The sequence below is a fragment of the Massilia sp. 01N417 genome (genome assembly GCF_056399645.1).
In genome coordinates this window covers 60,372-81,027 of sequence record NZ_JBFTRS010000011.1, presented here as the reverse complement: position 1 = coordinate 81,027, position 20,656 = coordinate 60,372, and the positions used below count along the sequence as shown (strand labels likewise).

The following is a 20,656-nucleotide window of genomic DNA, read 5'->3' as shown; positions in this document are numbered from 1 at the left end:
CCTCGGAACAAGAACCAAGAACAGGACACGCAATGGGTTTGGCAAGGCTGATCGGCGGCTTCGTACGCCGGCACTGGCGTTCGTATGCCTCGTCGGCGGTGATGCTGTTCGGCGTCGCCCTGTGCTCGGTGCTGGTGCCGCGCAAGGTCGGCGCCACCATCGACGCCCTGGCGGCGCACCGCATCCAGGGACAGGAACTCACGATCCAGCTGCTGCAGCTGCTCGGCCTCGGGCTGGCGATCTACGTCCTGCGCGTGGCCTGGCGGCTGCGCCTGTACTCCGCCGCCTACCGCCTCGGGGTCGAGCTGCGCACGAAACTGTATGCGCGGCTCTCAAGCCAGGGCCCGGCCTTCTACCAGCGCCAGCGCACCGGCGACCTGATGGCGCTCGCCACCAACGACATCGACGCCATCGAGCAGGCCGCCGGCGAGGCGATGCTGGCCGGCTTCGACGGCACCCTCACCCTCGTCATGGTGTTGGGGATCATGTTCCTCGGCGTCGACTGGCGCCTGACCCTGATCGCCCTGCTGCCCTTCCCGCTGATGGCGCTGGCCTTCTGGCGCATCTCGAGCCACATCCACACCGCCTCCAGCGATTCGCTGAAGCGCTTTTCCGCCCTCAACGACCACGTGCAGGAAACCCTGAGCGGCGTACGCACCCTGCGCGCCCTCGGCCTGGAACAGCGCAGTGCGAAACAGTTCGGCGAACTGGCCGCGAACGCGGCCGCCGCCAGCCTCACCGCACAGAAATGGGAAGCGGCCTACGAACCGGCGGTGGGCCTGACCCTGACCGCGGCCACCGGCCTGACCCTCGGCCTGGGCGGCTACCTGGTGTGGAACGACCAGCTCACCATCGGTTCGCTGACCAGCTTCACGATGTACCTCGGCCAGCTGATCTGGCCGATGTTCGCGGCCGGCTGGGTGCTGTCGCTGATCGAACGCGGACGCGCTGCCCTGGCGCGCCTGCAACCGCTGCTGGATGCGCCGCTCACGGTCGATGACCACGGCACCGTCGACGTACTGGCGCGCGGACCGCTGGTGCTGCGCGACGTGAGCTTCGCCTACACGGGTCAAGAGAAGCCGGCGCTGAAACAGGTGTCGGTCAGCCTGGCGCCGGGCCAGACCCTGGGCCTGGTCGGCCCCACCGGCGCCGGCAAGTCGACCCTGCTGCGGGTGCTGCTGCGCCAGGCCGAACCCCAGCACGGCACGGTCACCTGGGGCGGCCATGCGCTGGATGAATACACGCTTGCCACCCTGCGTTCCGGGATCAGCTGGGTGCCGCAGGAATCCTTCCTGTTCTCGGCCTCGATCGCCGAGAACATCGCGCTCGGACGTCCGGGCGCCTCGCGCGCCGAGATCGAGCAGGCGGCGAAGATGGCCGACATCCACGACGACATCCTGCGCTTCCCGGACGGCTACGACACCCCGGTCGGCGAAAAAGGCATCACCCTGTCCGGCGGCCAGCGCCAGCGCGTGGCGATCGCGCGCTCGCTGCTGGTGCAAAGCCCGCTGCTGCTGCTCGACGATGCCCTGTCCGCGGTGGACACCGGCACCGAGACCCGCATCCTCGAACACCTCGACGAGCTGCGCGCGAACCGCCCGGAACTGTCGGCGGTGATCGCCAGCCACCGCCTGTCGGCCGTGGTGAAGGCCGATCTCATCATCGTGCTGAAGGATGGCCGCATCGTCGAATCCGGCACCCACGAGGCCCTGCTCGCCGAAGACGGCTGGTACGCCAGCCAGTGGCGCTATCAACAACTGGAGGCGAGCCTCGATGCAGTCTGAAGCCAATAACAATAACAGTAACAAGAACAAGAACAGGACCACCCCGGCCCAGGCGAAACAGGCAGCCGGCCTGCTGCGCCGCGCCGCGCATCCGGACCGCGCCCACCTGGCCTGGGCCACCGGCTGGCTGATCCTGGCCGCCGGCCTCGAAGTGCTCGGTCCCCTGCTGGGCAAGAAGCTGATCGACGAACACCTGCTGCCCCACCATCTCGACTGGACCCGCATGGCACTGCTGCTGGCCGGCTTACTCCTTACCGGCTGGGCCGCGTCCTGGATCCGCTTCCTGCAGCTGGTGCGTTTATCCGGCCTGGCGATGCGCTCGGTGCAGCGCCTGCGCGAATGGGTGTACGGCCACGTGCTGCGCCTGCCGATGGCCTTCTTCGACCGCGCCATCACCGGCCAGCTGGTGAGCCGCGTGACCAACGACACCGAGGCGGTGAAGACCCTGTACATCCAGGTGTTGTTCGTGATCCTCGACTCTACCATCGTGCTGGTCGGGACCTCGATCGCGATGGCCTGGCTCGACTGGCGCCTGATGCTGATCGTGCTGGCCCTGCTGCCGGCCGTGCTGGGCATCATCTGGCTGTATCAGCGCCTCTCCGCACCGGCCGTCACCCGCGCGCGGGCGCTGCGCAGCGACATCAACGCCCAGATGGCGGAATCGATCGGCGGCATGAGCGTGCTGCAGGCGAACAATGCCCAGCACCGCTTCGGCGAGCGCTTCGCCGCCACCAACGACCAGCACTACACGGCGCGCGTGGCCGAGCTGCGCGCCAATGCCTTCCTGCTGCGCCCCGCCCTCGACTTCCTCAACGTGATCCTGCTGGCGGTGGTGATCTTCAGCTTTGGCCGCCAGAGCATGGGCGCGGTCGAGGTCGGGGTGCTGTACGCCTTCATCAGCTATATCGCGCGGGTGGTCGAGCCGCTCATCCAGATCACGATGCAGTTCAGCGGCCTGCAGCAAGCGGTGGTGGCGACCGCGCGCGTGGCCGCCCTGCTGGACGAAACCAATGCGCCGGAACACGGCAGGCGCACCGGCAGCGGCGGCCGTCCGGCCGACGGTCCGGCGAATATCGATCCGCATGCGCCGGCGGTGCGGGTGCGCGACCTGAGCTTCGCCTACGTCGAAGGACAGACCGTGCTGCATCACCTGTCGCTCGAGATCCCGCAGGGCGCCTTCTTCGGCATCGTCGGCCATACCGGCAGCGGCAAGTCGACCCTGCTGTCGCTGCTGCTGCGCTACTACCCGGTCCAGGACGGCAGCATCGAGGTCCACGGCGAGCCGCTGGCCGCCATCGACAACGAACGCTTCCGCAGCGAGGTCGGGCTGGTGCCGCAGGATCCCTTCCTGCTGGCGGCGTCGGCGCGCGAGAACATCGACATGGGGCGTGGGCTCTCCATCGAGGCGATCGAGACCGCGGCACGCGCCGCCCACGCCCACGACTTCATCGCGGCGCTGGAACAGGGCTACGACACGCCGCTGGGCGAAGGCGGCTCGCGCCTGTCGTCGGGCCAGAAGCAGCTGATCGCGATCGCGCGCGCCCTCGCCGGCCGTCCGCGCATCCTCCTGCTGGACGAAGCGACCTCCCGCATCGACAGCCAGACCGAGCAGATCGTGCAGCAGGCCGTGGTCGGGCTGCGCGGCAAGGTGACCGTGATCGCCATCGCGCACCGCCTGTCGACCATCCGCGATGCCGACCGCATCATCGTGCTGAACCACGGCCGCATCAGCGAAGCCGGCAAGCATGAGGAGCTGATGCGCATCGAAGGCGGCCTGTACCAGCGCCTCTACCTGCTGCAGCAACTGGCGGTTTGACCAAGGCGATAGCGCCTGTCTATACAGCCCATGAACCCAAGGAATACATATGTAGCTTTTTCGCATATACCCGGGAAAATATGTATTTCTTTGTAGCAAGCGGCGTACAATGACCGGCTGTGTCCCGCACGGGACGATCGTCACGCCCCTGAGGAACTATGTTGGCAGGCCACCATCGCGGATCGCATCACCGGCGCAGCCTCGGGCTGCTGGCGGCGCTATTCCTGGCGTCGAACCTGGCCTTCGCCGACGCTCCCGCGCCGCTGGCCCAGCGCCTGGCCGCGCTCCAGGACGTGAGCCGCTTCGTCCCGCAGCGCGCCCTGCCGCAGCTGATGAAACTGGAGCGGGAAAGCCGCGCCGCGCCGCTGGCTGAAAAAGCCGCCTTCCTCGACCTCGCCTGCAAGACCTACAACACCCTGGGCAAGAACGATGTCGCCAACAAGCTGTGCGACGAGCTGATCCAGCTCGGCCAGCAGCATGCCGACAACACGATCACGGCGCGCGGCCTGCTGGCCAAGGGCTATGTGCAATTCTCCCTGAACGAGCTGGCCCTGTCCCACCAACTGATCTGGCAGGCCGAAAAACTGGCTGCCGGCAGCCGCGACATGGACCTGCGGGTACGCGTCACCATCTCTTCCGGCGAGTCCTTCGGCGAGGATGGCAACTTCCCGATGGCGCTGACCAGGCTGCAGGCGGCGGCCAACCTCTCACGCGAGAGCGGCCAGCCGATGCTGATGGTGATCGCCTACAACTCGCTGGCGAATCTGTACGAACAGATGCGCGAATACGAAAAAGGCTTCGACGCGCTGAAGGAGGCCTACCGCGCTGCGGAGAGCATCGACTCCCCGGGGCGCCTGGCGACACTCAAGAATACCGAATACGCACTGTCGATGGACACCGGCCAGACCCAGCGCGGCCTGAAGGCCCTGCTGGAAGCGGTGGAGCTGGAGCGCAGGATCGGCGCCGGCCCGATGATCGCGACCGCGCTGGTCAACCTGTCCGACTTCTACCTGAAGGAGAAGGATTATCGTAATGTCCTCTCCTACGGCCAGCAGGCGCTGGAACAGGCGCGCCTGATCAACAAGGAAAATTCGATGGCGACGGCGCGCGTCAACATCGGCCAGGCCTACCTGGCCCTCGGCCGCCTGGCCGAAGGCAAGAAGAGCATCGAAGAAGGCATGGCCTGGTACGAAAAATCGGGCGACAAGCCGCAGCTGCAGGCTGTGCTGGCCGAATACGGCGATGCGCTGGAGCGGGCCGGCGACCTGCCCGGCGCCCTGGATGCCTACCACCGCGAGCGCACGCTGTCGAACGAGCTGTTCGAGACGCGCCGCCAGAAGGCGGTGATGGAGCTGCAGGAAAAATACGAGGCCGACAAGGCCAGGCGCCAGATCGAACTGCTGCGCCAGGAAAACCAGGTCAAGACCACCGAGATCGACAACCGCCGCCTGCAGCAGCGCGTGTGGTGGCTGCTGGCGCTGGTGTTCGCGCTGTCCTCGGTGATCGTCTACTTCTTCTACCGCAAGGTACGCCAGGCCAACGCCCAGCTCGAGGAAAAGAACCTGGAACTCAAGCAGCAGAGCGCACGCGACCCGCTGACCGCCCTGTACAACCGCCGCCACTTCCAGGAGTTCATGCGCGGCCAGCAGGACATCGCCCTGGCATCGGCGAACGACGAGATGGTCAGCGCGATGTACCTGATGGACGTCGACCACTTCAAGCACATCAACGATACCTACGGCCACGGCGCCGGCGACGCGGTGCTGCGCGAGATTTCCGACGCCCTGCGCGAGATCCTGCGCGAGACCGACATGATCGTGCGCTGGGGTGGCGAGGAATTCCTGGCCTTCCTGCCGGCGGTGCCGCGCGGCAGCCTGGACGACGTGGCGCGCCGCCTGCTGAGCGGCATCCCGGCCCGCACCATCGACTACCAGGGCGTCCAGCTGTCGGTGAACGTCTCGATCGGCTTCGCGCCCTTCCCGCTGGCGCCGGGCGGCAAGTCGATGTCCTGGGAACGCGCCGTCAACCTGGTCGACATGGCGCTCTACCTGGCCAAGGGCCACGGCCGCAACCGCGCCTACGGCGTGCAGGGCTTCGCCCACGAGACCGGCATGACCATGGAGCAGATCGAGCAGGATATCGAGGCTGCGTGGCGGGCCGGCAGCGTCGAGCTGTCCGTGGTGCAGGGCAGCTGGCCGGAGTTGCGGGCGGTTTCCTGAGCCGGGCGCTCAGCGCGCCGCTTCCTGGATCTTCTCGCCCGCCTTCTCGACCTTCTCCCCGACTTTCGCCGTCACATGATCCAGGTTGCGGCTGGCTTCCGCAGCCGCTTCCTTCGCCTTGTCGCGCGCCCGCTCGGCGGCGGCGTCGGCCTTGACCACCTGGTCCTGGACCGCGCCCTGCACCTTGGCACCGGCATCGTCGACCGCCTTGCCGGCCTTCTGGGCGGGGCCCATGCCGTCGCCGGACGTCGATTGATTGCAGCCGGCCAGCAGGGCGGCGAGCAAAAGGGCTGGTGTCGATATGCGATTCATGCTGCTCCTCCTTTCCGTTACTGGAACCTTGCCTGCTGCTCGGCCTGGGTCTTGAGTGTCCGGCACTCGCGGTTGCCGGCATCGACCATGGTCAGGCATAGCGTCATCTTGTCGGCCGCGGCACCGTAATTGCCGTTCGCCATGTCGCGTTGCGCGCTCTGGATCAGGTTGTACGCGGACTGGGATTTGTCGGCGCCAGCGGCGGCACTGCGCGGCACGGCCAGCGGATGGGCGGCGTCGCGGCGCGCCGTCTCGATGCGCTCCTTCAGCGCGCGCGTGGCGTCGTCCTCGCCCCAGCGCTTCGTGAACGCCTGCAGGCGGGCAAGTGCCTTGTCCCAGCCGTCGGCCTCCAGCGCCGATTCGACCGCGGCGCTGGTCTCGCTCCAGGCCTTGGCGCGCTGGCGCCGCTTCGTACAAATGGCCGCTTCGTCGTTCAGCGCCTGCTGCAGGCGCTGCAGCTGTTCCGGTGTGGCGCGGGTCTTGCGCAGGGCGATCAGCTCGGCCTGGGCATCACTGCCCTTGCACTCGCGCGCCAGGGCGACCGCGGCGTCGATGCGGCGGTCGATCTTCTTCGTCGACGGCTTGGCCATCAGCCACAGGCCCCACAACACGGCCAGCGCCAGCAGCCACCAGCGCAGCCGGATCGGCTTGCGCTGTGCCGGGTGTGCGGCCAATGGCGGGCGCGGGACTTCCTGGCGCGGCGGCGATGGCGATGGCGGTGGCGTTGGCGGAGGTGGCGGAGGTGGCGGAGGCGGCGGCGGCGCGGAAGGGCTCCTGGCGCTGTGGCCGAAGGCGGTCGCGCTCGGAGTGGGCGGCATGGGAGGCTCGGGCTCGGGCTTTGCTTCGGGCCTGGTTTCGGGCCTGGGCGCCGGTGTGATGTCGGGCGGCGGCGCATCGGACCATCCCGACAGCGATGCCGCCGCGCTCGCCCCTGCACCGGCGCGCGACTGCGCCGTCCCGCACCAGGGACAGTAGCTCACGGGGCGCGGCGCCGGCCGGCCGCAGGCCTCGTTGATACAGCGGTAGATCGCTTCGTCTTGCACGGTGCTCCCTTATTGCGGATCCGGGATCCCGTCGTCCGGATCCGGGATCGCGGCGTCGATGCCGCCCGCCAGTTCCGGGATCTCGCCGACCGTCTTCCACTTGTCCAGGCGCGGGTTCCACTGCATGTTCCAGATGCGCGTGCCAGGGTCGATCTCGCCGCGCGCCAGCTGCTGCGCCACCTCTTCCAGTGCATACGGGCCGTGCTGGGCACCGTTCAGGAACAGCTTGTAGCGCGAGGCCATCGGGGTCGCGCCGACGACGAATGCCGCCGGTCCGAGCTCGCCCGGATGCACCCCGGCCGCCGCCGGCGCCGCCGGCATCGACGGGCTGACGATGGTGGCGGCGGCAGGCGCCGCGTGCGCCGCATGTGCCATATCCATCGCCGCCAGGCCGCCCCCGGCCGGCGCCGACGAGCGCCGCTCCAGCGCCTGCAGCGCGCGCGCCTCGCTGGCCAGGAATTCGGGCCGGATCACCCGCTTGTCGCTCGGGCGCTCGACCTCCCACTGGTAGGCGTCGCTGGCGGAATCCGGCACCGTCTCGCTCCACAGCTCGAGCTGGGCCAGGGCCGCCTCGACCTGGGCCGGCGACAGCTCCGGCTGGATGGTCGCGGCGCGCCGCATCCACTGGTCGTACAGGCGCCGCGCCGTGATGGTCGGCAGCGAGGGCGAAGGCAGCTGGGCGCCGGTTTCGTCGACTTCCAGCCTGGGCTCGTAGACGCGCAGCTGGTAGTGGCGCATCAGCGCCGCCAGCAGCGCCAGCCGGTAAGGCCCCATCGTGCCGAGGCGCTGGCGCACGGCGGCGATCACCTGCTCGCGGTAGTAGGGCGGCAGGCCGTTCGAGCGGATCGCGTACTCGTTGCCGATCTGTAGCCATTCGCCGGAACCCGGCTCGACCTCGAACAGGTATTGCCCGCGCGGCTGGAAGGCGGCCTCGCGGTCGCCCGCATCCTGCTTGCGGCGGATGACGCCCAGCGCCACCGCTTGCAGGAACCATTCGTAGTCGTCGGCCAGGCGGTTCAGCTCGTCCATCGAGGGCGAGATCGGATGGCGGAAGCGGGTCGAGTCGAAGTGCAGGTGGGTCGGGATCTTCGGGTTCTCGATCTGGTAGGAAGCGCGCCAGGTCGGCAGGCCGCGCAACACCGTCATCGGATAGCCGGACAGTTCGATGTAGCAGACCGCCCGCCCCGGCTCGCCGGTGTTGACGATGGCGACCGCATCGCCGTGCAGGAAGCCGGTCGGCACGGCGGCGCGGATCTCGGGTTCCAGCCTGCGCCAGGCCGACGGATCGCCGACGCCGATGAAGCACTTGAACTGGTCGGCGCTGGGCGTGAACTCGGCCGAGAAGCGCGCGTTAATCCAGGGCATGCTGCTCTTGATCCATTCGCTGAACACGCGGTGGCGCTCCTGGGGCGACATGGCGTTCAGGCGCTCCAGGAGCGGATCGACGGCCGCCGCCGGTTCTTGCCCGGCCGCCTGCATGGTCAGGGTTTGGAAACTGAGCTGAGTCTGCGCGCGGCGGAACAGCTTCAGCAGCAGGTCGGCGCGCAGGCGCTCGTCGCCGAGCTGCGGGAACAGCTTGGCCGAGCCGCCGAATTCCAGCAGCACCTCTTCGGCCCAGCCGCTGACGTCGCTGGTGAGACGTACCGGCTGCGGCAGCACGTCGCTGGCCAGCTTGATGTAGGTGGCGTGTTCCTGGCGCGCGTCGGCGCGCAGCTGGCCGATGCGCTGGTCGCAGGCGGCCAGCATGGCCTGGACCGAACGCCGTCCTTCCTGGAATTCGCCGGCGATCCCGCTCCATTGCACCTGTCCCTGCTCGTCGGTGCCCTGCGGATTGCCGAGCCAGGCCGACATGCTGTTCATGACGTCGATGGCCTGGCCCGATGCGACGGCCAGCAGGTGGAAGCGCAGGTAGTCGGCGATGTCGCGCTTCAGGTGATTCATCACCTCGCGCGACTGGGCATCCTTGCCGAACAGGCGGCCGGCGGCCTGCGACAGGTTGTTCAACGATTCCTCGACCTGGCGGGTGCGCAGGGCGTCGCGGATGTCGCGGTAGCGCTTGCCGTTGCGCTGGGCGTTGGCGAGGTCGCGCTGGGCCAGCCTGCTCTTCACCTGCTCCAGCAGCGACAGCACGAACTCCAGCCCGCCCTGCTTGCGGTCGTCCAGCAGCATGTAGAGGCGACCGCGCACGTTCAGGCGCAGGTTGGCCAGCAATTCTCCGGTGTGGCGCTTGATGCGGTCTTCGCTGGTCTCGGCGGTGGCGCCGGCTTCGCGGATGGCGTCGCGCTCCAGGTTCGGCAGCAGCTCGACGATCTTCTCGCGCCACAGTTTGAGGTCGTAGGACGCCATGATGCGGTCGATCTCGAGCTGCACCTTGCTCTCGACCCGCTCCAGCAGCGAGCGCTGGTCCTTGTCCATCAGGAGCATGTCGGTGAGCGCGTATTCCTGGAAGGGCGTGACGTCCACCGTGCCCTTGCGGAAGTCGGGGAATTCCGAGAAGGGATGTTCGCCCATGCCCATCTGCTCGCGCATGAAGCTGTCGCGCTCCGCATCGGTGGCGCGGCGCGCGGCGCTACCGTCGGTGCTGGCGAGACCGAAGAAGGCCTTCACCATCAGCGCCGCCAGTTCATAGGCGCGGATATCGTCGCGCAGGCTTTGCTGGGTGTCGAGCACGGCCTGGCCGAAGGCCGAGTACACCTTCGAGTAGGACAGGCGCATGTCGCCGAAGCGCTGTTCCGGCACCCGCGGATTGTAGGGACCGAGCTTGTGCTGCTGCTGGTTGACCGCCACCGAGCGCTTGCGGTTGGCGAAATCGGCGGAGGCGAAATCCTCGAACAGGGTGTCCGCCACCATCTGGTAGACGTCCTTGATATCCTGGGTCGCCTTGTTGGCCAGGTTGGCGGTGTCGACGAAATAGACGTCGTCGAAGGGCGCGCCGCGGCCGACCACGCTGTCCGGATCCATCCACTGCACGCGCGCATTCATGTCGCGCATGCTGGTCTCCAGCTCCATCAGGGTCGCGTAGGCATTGGCCTCGGTGCGTTCCTTGTTGGCCTTTGCATAGCCCGAAGGCAGGAACATCACCAGGTCGACCTGGCTGTCCGATACCTCCTGGCGCGCGATGGCCTTGGCGATCCAGCCCAGGTCGATCGCGCTGCCGGCCCCGGTGCCGCCGGCGTTGGAGGCGATGACGACGATGCGGAACTTGCTGGTATCGACCTGCAGGCCGAGGCGCTGGTAATTCTCCTTGCGCTCGATGCCGGCGTTCGAACTGAGGAAGTTCAGCGCGCCCTTGATGCGTCCCCTCAGCTTGGGATACTTGTCGAACAAATACAGCCGCGCCAGCGCGCGGATCTGGCCCGCGCCCTTGGACGGGTCGATGCCCAGCGAGCGCAGCTTCTTCGGCCGCAGCGGCATCCAGTTTTCAATCAATGGGAACCGTGCCAGGCTGTCGTCGGACTCGTGGTACTGCGGCAGGTCGAGCGGCTCGACCAGCCGCTCCTCGTCCGTCAGCTTGACCAGTTCGAACCAGGGGTCGGTGCGCTGCGACTTGCCTTCGTCGATGATGGCCTGGTTGTCGAGGTCGAAGTGCAGGAAGCGCGCGACGGGGAAGTCGGCGATCGACTCCACGCGGGTCGGGTGCTGGCGGTTCCAGACCGCCGACAGGATGCGGCGGCGGATCCGCATCATGACTTCCATGCCGGTGCCGCCGGCGCCGATGAACAGGGTCGGCCGCAGGTCGACTTTGAGTTCGGCCTTCTGGTTCAGGGCCGAGGGATCGGGAAAATCTGCCATGTCATGCATCCTTACTTATTTTGTACACTTAGCGGCGGCCAATGAACAGTGCCGCTACCAGAGCCACCACGCCGATCACGACCAATGGTCCCGTGATCGCCAGGGTCAGGTACTTGGCCGCGTTGATGATCGCCAGCACCGCGGCGAAGGACAGGAAGGCCAGGCCGACGAACATCAGCCAGCCCGCGCTGCCGGCCGAGGACGGTGCCACGCGCCTGACGACCAGGTGGTGCACGTAGGCGTTCCGCACGAAGAAGTAAATCACCAGCAGCACCACGAACACCGCGCCGCCGATGGCCAGGTCGCGCGCCGAGGTGTCGCGCAGCGGCGCCGCGCTGGTGTTGGTGGCGCCGCCCGGCGCGATCTCGACCGGCTGGCTGGCGGTATCGGGCGCCGTCTTCGGCATCCCTTCCTGGGGCGTGGTCGGCGCGGTCGGCGTCGTCTGGCCCGGCAGCTTGAAGCCGGGATCGGTCGATGTGGGTGCGGTCTTCTGGTCTTGCATGGGGTCCTCTTGGGTATGTTCTTGTTTCATCGCCCCAGCCTGACCTGGGCGCCTTCGCGCAGGTCGGTCAAGCGGTGGCCGAACAGCGTCGTCTTCAGGCGGGCCACTTCCCTGCCCGCCTTGTCGTAGATCGGTTGGGTGGCGCCGGCGCGCGTGTGCACGGTGCGCAGCTCGTCCTCCACGGTCAGCTGCACGCGACGCGGACGGGCATAGGCATACGCTGCCCCCAGACCCGCCGCCAGCAGGGCCAGCGCCGCGCCGATCAGCGCCACCAGCGGCCCCGAGCCGTAGTGCACCCTTACTTCGAGCGGCAAGATGGCGGTCGAGGCCTGGATCTCGCCTGGTGGCGTGAAGATCTCGGGCAGCGGATCGCCGGGGAACAGCGCCGCCATCCGGTCGCGGAAAGCCTGCGACAGCACCAGCTTCTGGCCGGCCAGGTGCAGTTCGATTCGTCCCGGCAGCACATAGGCCGAGCCGGCCGACCTGATTGCCTCCATCGACCATTTGCCCGGCAGCCTGGCCACCGGCAGCTGGATGCTGGATGCCAGCGGCTCGGCCTTGCCGGGCGCCAGCTGGTCGACCCTGCTGCGCTCCAGCTCGATCGGGCGGTTCTCGCCGGCCAGCATCGAGCGCGCGCTGATGGTGGCGCCGGCGATCGTGTAGGGATAGATCGTGTTCTCCAGCTGCCACTGGATGCGGGTGCTCGGCGCCACGGCGCCCGGTTCGACGTCGGCGCGCAGGCGCCCGCCCGCATCCATCGCCAGCGCGACGCCGGCCGCGCCTTCGACCCGGCGCGGCACCAGGCGCACGGTGTCGCGGTCCAGCGGTTTCAGGCGCGCCGGCGGTTCGGTGATCACGCGCTGCACACGGCCGGATGCCAGCAGGGCGTCGAGCGCCTGCACGCCTTCCTTCCCGGCTGCGAACACGTAGACCATCAGGCCGTTCGCGCTGTAGTGCTCGCCCTTGACCGGCATGCGCAGCGGGAAGGCCAGCGCCTTGTCGATCGCGGCGCCGCGGTGGATCAGCGCGTAGAACTCGCGGTTGCGCGCCGCGGTCGCCTGGTCGTTGTTGGGACTGTTGCGGTTGTTCGTCACCAGCCAGATCAGGCCGGGGTTGCCTCCCAGGACCTGGTTCAGGGCCGCCTCGACGGCTTCGCCGAGGTCGGTGTCGGCCAGCGCCGCGCCACCCGATTTGCCCGCGCCCGCGCCGGGCTTGCGCGCGGTCTGCAAACCGGCCAGCGCCGCCTGGACGTGGGCATGCAGGGTCTTGGGGTCGGCCTGCTCGGACAGCAGCCCTCTCGGCGAGGGCGCGCCCGGCAGCGACTGGTTGAAGGCGGCCAGCACCAGGGCGTCGCCGGGCTGCACCACGCTGGCGACGAGTTCCGTCACCAGCGGCTTGAAGGCCGACGCCGGATCGCTGTAGAAGGGCTCCATCCAGCCCGAGTTCTGCACCAGCACCACCTGTGGGATGCCGAAGGCCGGCGCGGCGGCGCCGAGCAGGCCTGCCGTGAGCATCGCCAACCGTGTGGCAAGTGAGACGAGCACGCGCCTCACGACGGCTCTTCCAGGTTCCAGCCGCGGATCCGGTTCCAGTCTGGGTGGTGCAACCAGAGATGGTTGGCGTACACGAAGGGCAGGCACTCGAGCGGGCGCGACAGGCGTGCGATCTCGTCGAGGATGACGTTGCGCCGGCCTATCCATTCGACCGTGGTGCGGGCGATCACGCGGTCGGCCAGCGCGTCTTCCGCGCGGCCGGTGTATTTATGGAAGCGCAGCACCAGCCCGCTGGGCTGGCTGCGGTTGTTGTTGAAGCTGCGCAGCAGCGGCAGCACCAGGGAATCGTCTTCGTTCTGGTCTTCGACGTGTTCGCCGGACCAGGGTTCGTCGACCACCGGGTGGCCGCGCCGGAACAGCAGGTTGGCAAAGCCCAGGCGGGCGCCGTCGATCGGCTCGCGCTGCGGCTTGTCCGTCCCGAGTTCGAGGAAGCAGTAGGACTGGCCGTCGTGCCCGATCAGCCACAGGCGGCCGTCGCGGCTCAGGGTCGGGCCGCCGAACTGCAGGCGCGGCAACCAGGTGTCGGGCCAGGGCAGGAAGCGCGGCGCCTCGCCCGGACGCCACAGCAGCTGGCCTTCGTCGTGCAGCCAGAACAGCTGGCCGTCGTAGTCGATCGGCCGGCTCCAGCCGGACAGCGGCAGCGCGCCGCATGCATACTGCGGGCCGGGCGCGAGGTCGGCATCGAGCGAGGCCAGCACCAGCACGCCGGCATTCCCGCGCACCAGGCAGGCGAGCTGGCGCCGCAGGGAACCCGGCGCGGCGACGAGCGGCGCGCCCAGCACCGGTTCGAGGCGGTAGGTTTCGTTGATCGGGTTGATCCACAGGCGGTAGAGCCCCTGGGCAGTCGGCACCAGGCCGACTTCGCCGCGGCGCGGCTCCAGCGCCGGCAGCCAGCCATACTCGGACGCGCCGAAGCGCAGGTCGGCCGTGCCCTCTTCCGGCACCAGCACATGCCACAGGGCGCCCAGCGGATCCCAGTACTGCAGCACGCCGCGCCCCGGGGCCAGGGCCAGCAGGCGCTGTTCCGGAAAACCGTAGCCGGCGGCGATGAACACGCACTGGGCGTTCGGCGGCGGCGGCATCGAGGTATCGAAGCGGCCGATGTGGGGCGCGGCCGGGCGCTCCTCGAGGCTGTCGCCGAGCGGCAGCGAGGTGACGGGCAGGCCGTGCGGCACATGGCGCGGCAGCAGCTGGTCGGCATGCGGGCCATACCAGTCGGGGCGGCGCTGCTGGCGTCCGGCCAGGCGCTCCAGGGGGCGGCCGCATTCGGGACAGAAGGAGAAGCCTTCCGGATAGATGGGCGAGTGCTCGCAGCTCTCGCCATCGCAGGAAGGAAGAGAGGCGCCGAGCAGGTGCGCGAAATCGGCCACGCGTCCGCGCGCATGGGTGCTCCAGTCGATCCGGCCCAGGCCTTCGCTGGCGGCCAGTTCGAACTGCCCGTTCTCGTTTTCCAGCCAGACACTGGCCGGAGTTTCCCATCGGTATGCCACTGGGTTTGCCATTGTCCCCCGCTGTCGGTCGTCAAAAACGCCACGGCCCGCTCCATTCCCGGGGCCGTTGTGCTTTTGGAATCATAGCGCCAGCATGGGGGGCATGGCGCCCCGTTCACGAAAGGAGCGCGGGGCAGCGCTTCAGGGATCAAATGACGGGCTGTTCAGCGGAACTTCTGGACGCATCGACGGACACGACCTGGCGGATCTTCCAGCTGCCATTCTCCAGCACCATCGCCAGGGCCAGCACCTGGCGCGGGCCGTCGTCCTCGCCGTTTTCCCCGCCGCCGAGGGTGACGACGACATCCGCGGCGCCGGCGCGCCGACGCATGGTGGCCGCATGCACGCTGCGCTGCCAGGCCGGGCGGTAGCCGGCGGACTGGGTGAAGTAATCGCGCTGCGGCAACCGGCCGCCCTGCAGCCTTTCGACCAGCTTCGCCGCCAGCTCCTTGGTCACGTAGCGGGTGAAGGTGTCGTAGCGGTCGCTGAGCGGATCCTGGTCGGCGCTCAGGGCCTCGAGGTACCAGCCGTAGAACTCGGCCGCCACCACGTCCGGCGCGACCGTGCCCGCCCTGGCTTCGGCCGCTTGCGCAGGCGAGCCCGCGGCCAGCAGCAGCGCCAGCAGCAGCGCAGTTAAATTAAAGATAGGAAATTTTCCTTTTATAATCAACATGATAAGACTCCCTGACAGGCAAACTGTGCAGCAAAGCCGGCCTCGTGTCCGTGAGCTGCCGCAAGCACTGCCGCCCGCATCCCGGCGGCCGGGGCAAGGCTATAATGACGGGTTGCCTCCCATCGTCCCGACGCCATGAACGCCATCGAGCTCCCGAATCCCGACCTGCCCGCTTCCGCCATCGACGCCGCCACCGCGCATCTGCGCGACGTGCTCGCGATCGCGCTCGAACACGGGCCGGGCAAGCGCGCGCTGGTCGTGTTCGACCGCCGGACCGGCCTGTCGCGCGCCCTGATGGAGGCTTACCGCCGCAACCTGCCCGAGGCCGACTTCATCGACTTCGACGCCGTCACGCCGGACACGGTACTCGCGGCCTTCAAGACCTATGCGCCGGGCGACCTGGTGGTACTGGTGCAGTCGACCAACTTCCGCCTCGACGGCTTCCGTTTGCGCGTGGAGCTGTTCAAGCTGGGACTGAAGGTGATCGAGCATGTGCACCTGTCGCGCATGCCGGGTGCGCAGGGCGAGCACTACATCGAGTCTCTCGCCTACGATCCCCGCTACTTCCGCGGTGTCGGCCACGCGCTCAAGCGCCGCATCGATAGCGCCTCGCGCGCCGAAGTCCATGGCGGCGACGCCGTACTGGTATTCGATTCGCCGTTCGAATCGGCCAAGCTGAACGTCGGCGACTACGGCGCGATGAACAACGTCGGCGGCCAGTTCCCGATCGGCGAAGTATTCACCGAAGCGCGCGACCTCGAAGCCGTCAACGGCCGCGCCCAGGTCCACGTGTTCGGCGATACGAGCTATCTGGTGAACCGGCCGGATGCCCCGGTCACGCTGGTGATCGAGCGCGGCCGCGTGGTCGCTGCGGAGAACGTCACGCCCGAGTTCCAGCAGGTGCTGGACATCATCCGCCGCGACGAAGGCGAGGTCTGGGTGCGCGAACTCGGCTTCGGCATGAACCGCGCCTTCTCGCGCGAGCGCCGGGTCGACGACATCGGCACCTACGAGCGCATGTGCGGCATCCATCTGTCGCTGGGCGCCAAGCACGGCGTGTACGCCAAGCCGGGATTCAAGCGCAAGGATGCGCGCTACCACATCGATGTGTTCGTGGTGACCGATGCGGTGTACCTGGACGATGAACGGGTGTATGCCGACGGGGGCTGGGTCGTCTAGCGCATGGCTCAAAGGCCATGAAGCATGGTTGGTGCTTCGTGCGTCCCGATGATCGTTGCGATGTCCCTTCCGGCAGAAACCTCTTCATGGGTCGTCGAACTGGTTTCTGTATGCAAAGGCATCATATTGGCCGCGAAGAGATGCTCGAGTTCGGCATCACCAGGCAAGGCGACACTGTTACTGCTGTTTTCTGGAATCTGCCAATAGCCTCCGGGTTCGGGGACGTAACCAAAGCCTCCGGCGCCGCTCCCACCTCCAGTCCATCCCCGCCATCCGATCCGGAATCGCCCGTGACATAGGCCGGAGCGTTCCAGTTACTCGGGTTTTTGCAGAAAGCGACGTATTTCGGATCTTCCCTGAATTTTTGCGTCGCTGCGGCGATACCCGCTATTTCATACATTGACGATCGCGGATCGATACCGTTCAAGGCTTGCAGCATCGAGTCATAAAGATTCGGCAAAGCCGTCGTGCCCGCGACGAAATGCGTACCGGACTCCTGAGCCACTTTGAACGCATAAAACGACGCCATCCCTTCCCGCTGCATGCACCATTCCGCTTTCGCATCGATTGATGCGCCATCGCCCGGCGCTGTCATGTAGGCGCGCTGCTGGTAATAGGCATGCCCCAGCTCGTGTATTGCGATCGCTTGCGCCGCTTGAACGGGAGTAATGCCTGCGGTTTGCGCAAGTGCGTCGACAGCCTTGGTACCCACATAAATGACGCCATATTGGACCACTCCAGACTGGTCGACGTTGCCATTGCCTTCTCTTCCAAGATTATGGCTTTACCCTGAGATCAAGATTAAGGGTTACAACACATTGTTTACGAACGAATGCGGCAGCGGAAAGCTCCGGATACTGGCGGTTTATTTTCTTATATTGAAGAAGCACTGTTTCGGGTTCTTCCGGGCCGAAAAACATGTCACCGACAGGCATTTCCGGCCGGCGTCCGGGCGTTCCAAACAGAACATCAAGATCGGACAAACGGTAGCAGTCCCCGGACCCAGGCAGGGTCAGCGTCAGGATGCCGCCAGCCGGCGTCGACAGCGGACGGTATTCGACTTCAAAACTCGATAAGCGGGCTGGTTCGGCGTCATCCTCATTCACGTACGAACAGAACTTGAAACGTTCTTCACAACCCGAAGGTTTATATTTCCCTGGAAAGTCGTGTTTGACACGCCCCATCGTCAGCAAATCAGGATGCTTTACATACGCGTATGCCTTTTCGACAATCTGAGCGGCATTCTGCGTATTTTTACCGGCAATATCATTCCCTTGCCAATTGGCCGCCCAATTTTCTCCAGCAATGAATATCTGAAGAAAGACAAGAATAAGGGTCAATTTGCAATGCTTCATCATATCGCTCCCAGGTGCGATTAAATTTAACGAAAAAATAACGCACCGTCAAATCCTCAACACGAGAATTTCACGAAAAAAGACAGGAGAATTTCCCCTATATATTTCCTTATAAAAACTCACAAAATATAACGATGGCGCGCGTAAGCGCCGTAATGAATCCGCTCCAACGCGGCGGGGTCTCTCCGCATGCCGCTGAACGGCCGACGGTAGGCGAATCGCTCCGCTTCGCATAAACTCTCCTTCTCGATCACCGCGGAACGATTTCCATGTTCAAGCTCAATCAGGAACAGCGCAGCCAGTTCTCTACCATTTCGTATTCACTGGCTCCCAGTCCATCCCCGTCTATCAGGCCACGATTAAAAGCCTGATTCGTCGCATCAAGTCACGCTGCCGTCTAGAGTACTTTGGTGCTTACGAAAACGACAAAATGAAAGGGCTACATGCTCACTGTTTCATCGTCATTGAAACGAGCAAGAAGACACCGTTCAAGCTGCTGGATGTGAACGATGGAGCGTACCTACACAAGCTGGCAGAGCGCCACGGGCTAACTCGTCGTATTCACTCATTCGGCTTCACAGCCGACCCAGAAGGCACCAGCAATGCAGCGGGAATGGTGGATGGCGGACCCACAGCCCACGGTAACGAGGAAGCCAGAGACGAAAGCAAAGCCAGCACAGACGATGAGCGCCACAGTGCTAGCCGAGCTAGCCCGTATTACGAAAGGAGAGAAATGACGCCAGCTCAACGATACCTGGCCTCTCTCTACGAGAGGTGCGTGGATACCGATATGGACACCGAACAGGTACGCCGGTATCTATTGGATCGGGGAATTCGTAAGACGCCGGGACAGGTCGCATGGGAGCTGGAGCACGAATTCAGCTTCTACGGCTACGCCGACAGTCACCCACCAAAGCCGGTTATGAGCGTAGAGGATTACGACAAGATGGTGTGCCGCTCACATTGAGTGAGCGGCGTGAGGAATAACGCGTGGGTTTATGCTTTGCGACGACGAGCAAATGCCAGCCCTGCCATAGCCAGCCCCATCAGGGCTAGCGAGCTTGGTTCTGGAATGACATAGACCTTCGCATATTCAAAACTGCTTTCGAAAATGAAGCCACCTTCATACGGTTCCCAATGGTCGACATCAAGACTAGCGTTTGGTGTGTAGCCACCTGAGCCATCTTGATCCACTTGAATCGTTTTGCCGAAGATTTCAGATGCTTGATCAAATTGCAAGTTCCACCTTCCGTCTATCACTCCGTCAAAATAAACGCCCCAAAGGCCGGGAGCCTGAAAATTAGGTGGAATTGGCTCATCAACATACTTGCCGTGCGTGTACGCATTAACTCCAGTTTTGGAAATGCTAAAACCAGTAGAGCCGTAATAACCCACATAACCATCGTAGTAGGGGATGTACTGCCATTGCGAGTCAAAGTCGAAGCCAAAAGCTTGCATTTTTATTATTTCACGCACGCGGCCGCAACTCCCGCTCATGCCGCCGACATAGGAAACATCGCATGAGTCAAGTTCAAACATTATTGAGTGTTTGAATTTTCCTTTGGCATATTCTTCTGGGCTTATCCAATCAGGCGTAGGATGGTAGCCACCACCCATAGTATTCCAATAGTTCCCAGTCGCTTCAATAACGAGAACTGGACCAGCAATTGCTACCTGAGTGCAGAGAGCCAGTATAAGACCAGCTCCAATTGAGAAAATACGACGCATGTAAGTCTCCAAAGATACAATAATAGAAAATAAATGTCCAGTTAATCGGCGCTGAGTTCAGAGTGACTTCTATGACTTCTTCCGTCGCCCTACAAAGGCCAATGCAGCTAGAGCGATACTCATCAAGCCAAATGAACTCGGCTCGGGAACGTCTATAATTCCATTTGGCGCAAGAGTAAAAATCGCGTATGTGACATTAAGCTCCGATACCATATTCCAATCACGAAGTGCCGAGAATCCTCCCACTCCGTGATACGGAAGCGCAGTATCGTTACTAAATGAGCTATTGATAGCGGCAGCACCATAAACATATTCAGTGTCACTCATATAAGGAATGAAAACCCAGCATTCGTCAATTGCCGTGCATCCCCGAATTTTATATGGTTGAGTATCGAACATTCCTGCTTTACCATCGACGAATACTTGATCAAGCAGCGCTGGTATCGCTGCCTGGGCAGCTGCGAACGTATTGAAAGCAAAAGCGGAGGCCGAGCAATTTTTGAAAACCGAATTGCATGAACCATCGGCAAATGTAACATCGTACAATGTCCCTGCTACATCGACATTTTTAGCGCCGACGAGCAGACCATGTACGTTCACAAAAAGAGTAGGAGTGGCGTTAGCCTGTGTAACGGAAGTGATTGTAATAAATGCGAGCAAAGCGCTAAGGAATTTAGTGATGTTCATAAGATCTTCTGCTCCGACAGGACTAGTTGATTGCTTGCGTAACATTGTGGATAGTCTGGTTCTCGTAGCTGTAAAGGGCGAGTCAACGCAGAGCCATTAGCTTCTTAGTATTGCAGATGTGCGAGGTTTTTAAACGTGCGCACCGGTTAGTGGCGGTCGCCAAAGCATGTAAATTCGAGCAGAAGTGCCAACAGAACGGTTTCAAGTTGCGTGATCATCTGAGATGAACGGTTGCCGTATTGGACGATGGCAATAGTCCCACAAAGAGGTAATTTTTGCAACAATTATTGTCGAGTTTGCATTGTGTTGCTCACGCCTCAAGGCATTAGCAACGTCTATGCATAGAGAAGCTAACTTGAACGGAGCATCCGGACGCTCAGGTGGGTCAGTCGAAGCTGATGACCCTTGTAGTTCAGCCTATTAAAACCGGCGTTTTCCTTAAAAGGAAATGCGATCTGCTATTGGTTGAGCGCGCATGCCATCGGTGGCATCTACTGGATGGGGGAATTCGTAAGACGCCATA

At 64.5% G+C, this 20,656-nt stretch carries 17 protein-coding genes; 6 read left to right on the top strand and 11 right to left on the bottom strand.

The annotated features are described in order from the left end of the window. The first annotated feature begins 32 nt into the window (after nt 1–32). The 3 genes from AC1DOQ_RS13660 (at nt 33) to AC1DOQ_RS13650 (ending at nt 5,819) form a co-directional block, all read left to right on the top strand. The gene (locus AC1DOQ_RS13660) at nt 33–1,784 is read left to right on the top strand and encodes an ABC transporter ATP-binding protein (RefSeq protein WP_477364737.1); all 1,752 of its coding nucleotides are present in this window, start codon (nt 33–35) and stop codon (nt 1,782–1,784) included. Next, nucleotides 1,774–3,600, top strand: a complete 1,827-nt coding sequence (locus AC1DOQ_RS13655) for an ABC transporter ATP-binding protein (protein WP_477364734.1) — start codon at nt 1,774–1,776, stop codon at nt 3,598–3,600. Before AC1DOQ_RS13660 ends, AC1DOQ_RS13655 begins: the two co-directional genes overlap by 11 nt. Before the next feature lie 158 nt (nt 3,601–3,758). Continuing rightward, a complete protein-coding gene (locus AC1DOQ_RS13650) occupies nt 3,759–5,819 on the top strand; it encodes a tetratricopeptide repeat-containing diguanylate cyclase (protein ID WP_477364731.1) in 2,061 nt (686 codons plus the stop codon). 9 nt (nt 5,820–5,828) lie between these two features. Here the strand turns inward: AC1DOQ_RS13650 and AC1DOQ_RS13645 are convergent, their stop codons facing one another. Continuing rightward, nucleotides 5,829–6,131, bottom strand: coding sequence for a hypothetical protein (locus AC1DOQ_RS13645; RefSeq protein WP_477364728.1), 303 nt, complete (start codon nt 6,129–6,131; stop codon nt 5,829–5,831). Nucleotides 6,132–6,148: 17 nt separating this feature from the next. Next, nucleotides 6,149–6,805, bottom strand: a complete 657-nt coding sequence (locus tag AC1DOQ_RS13640; protein ID WP_477364725.1) for a hypothetical protein — start codon at nt 6,803–6,805, stop codon at nt 6,149–6,151. Nucleotides 6,806–6,947: 142 nt separating this feature from the next. Here AC1DOQ_RS13640 and AC1DOQ_RS13635 point away from each other — a divergent pair, with 142 nt between their 5' ends. After that, nucleotides 6,948–7,106, top strand: a complete 159-nt coding sequence (locus tag AC1DOQ_RS13635) for a hypothetical protein (protein WP_477364722.1) — start codon at nt 6,948–6,950, stop codon at nt 7,104–7,106. Between the two features lie 77 nt (nt 7,107–7,183). Here AC1DOQ_RS13635 and AC1DOQ_RS13630 read toward each other — a convergent pair whose 3' ends face one another. The 5 genes from AC1DOQ_RS13630 to AC1DOQ_RS13610 form a co-directional block, all read right to left on the bottom strand. Further along, complete coding sequence (locus AC1DOQ_RS13630) at nt 7,184–10,966, bottom strand: tubulin-like doman-containing protein (RefSeq protein ID WP_477364719.1); 3,783 nt, start codon at nt 10,964–10,966, stop codon at nt 7,184–7,186. Between the two features lie 28 nt (nt 10,967–10,994). Continuing rightward, a complete protein-coding gene (locus tag AC1DOQ_RS13625) occupies nt 10,995–11,468 on the bottom strand; it encodes a hypothetical protein (RefSeq protein ID WP_477364716.1) in 474 nt (157 codons plus the stop codon). A gap of 26 nt (nt 11,469–11,494) precedes the next feature. After that, complete coding sequence (locus tag AC1DOQ_RS13620; RefSeq protein ID WP_477364713.1) at nt 11,495–12,982, bottom strand: hypothetical protein; 1,488 nt, start codon at nt 12,980–12,982, stop codon at nt 11,495–11,497. Nucleotides 12,983–13,017: 35 nt separating this feature from the next. After that, a complete protein-coding gene (locus tag AC1DOQ_RS13615; RefSeq protein ID WP_477364710.1) occupies nt 13,018–14,511 on the bottom strand; it encodes a hypothetical protein in 1,494 nt (497 codons plus the stop codon). A 148-nt stretch (nt 14,512–14,659) separates the two neighbouring features. Beyond that, complete coding sequence (locus tag AC1DOQ_RS13610) at nt 14,660–15,184, bottom strand: DUF3828 domain-containing protein (RefSeq protein WP_477364707.1); 525 nt, start codon at nt 15,182–15,184, stop codon at nt 14,660–14,662. Nucleotides 15,185–15,319: 135 nt separating this feature from the next. Between AC1DOQ_RS13610 and AC1DOQ_RS13605 the strand changes: the two genes are divergently transcribed. Further along, complete coding sequence (locus AC1DOQ_RS13605; protein WP_477364704.1) at nt 15,320–16,363, top strand: M29 family metallopeptidase; 1,044 nt, start codon at nt 15,320–15,322, stop codon at nt 16,361–16,363. A gap of 121 nt (nt 16,364–16,484) precedes the next feature. Here AC1DOQ_RS13605 and AC1DOQ_RS13600 read toward each other — a convergent pair whose 3' ends face one another. Both AC1DOQ_RS13600 and AC1DOQ_RS13595 read right to left on the bottom strand, forming a co-directional pair. Next, nucleotides 16,485–17,075, bottom strand: coding sequence for a hypothetical protein (locus AC1DOQ_RS13600; protein ID WP_477364701.1), 591 nt, complete (start codon nt 17,073–17,075; stop codon nt 16,485–16,487). A gap of 64 nt (nt 17,076–17,139) precedes the next feature. Then, complete coding sequence (locus tag AC1DOQ_RS13595) at nt 17,140–17,721, bottom strand: hypothetical protein (protein ID WP_477364698.1); 582 nt, start codon at nt 17,719–17,721, stop codon at nt 17,140–17,142. Nucleotides 17,722–18,148: 427 nt separating this feature from the next. Here AC1DOQ_RS13595 and AC1DOQ_RS13590 point away from each other — a divergent pair, with 427 nt between their 5' ends. Next, nucleotides 18,149–18,685 (top strand): hypothetical protein, encoded by a 537-nt coding sequence (locus AC1DOQ_RS13590; protein ID WP_477364695.1) that lies wholly within the window; start codon nt 18,149–18,151, stop codon nt 18,683–18,685. A gap of 29 nt (nt 18,686–18,714) precedes the next feature. Here AC1DOQ_RS13590 and AC1DOQ_RS13585 read toward each other — a convergent pair whose 3' ends face one another. Then, nucleotides 18,715–19,446: a PEP-CTERM sorting domain-containing protein gene (locus AC1DOQ_RS13585; RefSeq protein ID WP_477364692.1), complete on the bottom strand. Its 732-nt coding sequence runs from the start codon at nt 19,444–19,446 to the stop codon at nt 18,715–18,717. Between the two features lie 69 nt (nt 19,447–19,515). Beyond that, nucleotides 19,516–20,133 (bottom strand): PEP-CTERM sorting domain-containing protein, encoded by a 618-nt coding sequence (locus tag AC1DOQ_RS13580; RefSeq protein WP_477364690.1) that lies wholly within the window; start codon nt 20,131–20,133, stop codon nt 19,516–19,518. Nucleotides 20,134–20,656 lie beyond the last annotated feature (523 nt).

What these genes read in the sequence shown, in the direction of transcription:
- AC1DOQ_RS13660 (WP_477364737.1), top strand. Translation starts at nt 33, where the DNA reads ATGGGTTTGGCAAGGCTGATCGGCGGCTTCGTACGCCGGCACTGGCGT.
- AC1DOQ_RS13655 (WP_477364734.1), top strand. Translation starts at nt 1,774, where the DNA reads ATGCAGTCTGAAGCCAATAACAATAACAGTAACAAGAACAAGAACAGG.
- AC1DOQ_RS13650 (WP_477364731.1), top strand. Translation starts at nt 3,759, where the DNA reads ATGTTGGCAGGCCACCATCGCGGATCGCATCACCGGCGCAGCCTCGGG.
- AC1DOQ_RS13645 (WP_477364728.1), bottom strand. Translation starts at nt 6,131, where the DNA reads ATGAATCGCATATCGACACCAGCCCTTTTGCTCGCCGCCCTGCTGGCC.
- AC1DOQ_RS13635 (WP_477364722.1), top strand. Translation starts at nt 6,948, where the DNA reads ATGGGAGGCTCGGGCTCGGGCTTTGCTTCGGGCCTGGTTTCGGGCCTG.
- AC1DOQ_RS13630 (WP_477364719.1), bottom strand. Translation starts at nt 10,966, where the DNA reads ATGGCAGATTTTCCCGATCCCTCGGCCCTGAACCAGAAGGCCGAACTC.
- AC1DOQ_RS13625 (WP_477364716.1), bottom strand. Translation starts at nt 11,468, where the DNA reads ATGCAAGACCAGAAGACCGCACCCACATCGACCGATCCCGGCTTCAAG.
- AC1DOQ_RS13620 (WP_477364713.1), bottom strand. Translation starts at nt 12,982, where the DNA reads ATGCTCACGGCAGGCCTGCTCGGCGCCGCCGCGCCGGCCTTCGGCATC.
- AC1DOQ_RS13610 (WP_477364707.1), bottom strand. Translation starts at nt 15,184, where the DNA reads ATGTTGATTATAAAAGGAAAATTTCCTATCTTTAATTTAACTGCGCTG.
- AC1DOQ_RS13605 (WP_477364704.1), top strand. Translation starts at nt 15,320, where the DNA reads ATGAACGCCATCGAGCTCCCGAATCCCGACCTGCCCGCTTCCGCCATC.
- AC1DOQ_RS13595 (WP_477364698.1), bottom strand. Translation starts at nt 17,721, where the DNA reads ATGATGAAGCATTGCAAATTGACCCTTATTCTTGTCTTTCTTCAGATA.
- AC1DOQ_RS13590 (WP_477364695.1), top strand. Translation starts at nt 18,149, where the DNA reads ATGAAAGGGCTACATGCTCACTGTTTCATCGTCATTGAAACGAGCAAG.
- AC1DOQ_RS13585 (WP_477364692.1), bottom strand. Translation starts at nt 19,446, where the DNA reads ATGCGTCGTATTTTCTCAATTGGAGCTGGTCTTATACTGGCTCTCTGC.
- AC1DOQ_RS13580 (WP_477364690.1), bottom strand. Translation starts at nt 20,133, where the DNA reads ATGAACATCACTAAATTCCTTAGCGCTTTGCTCGCATTTATTACAATC.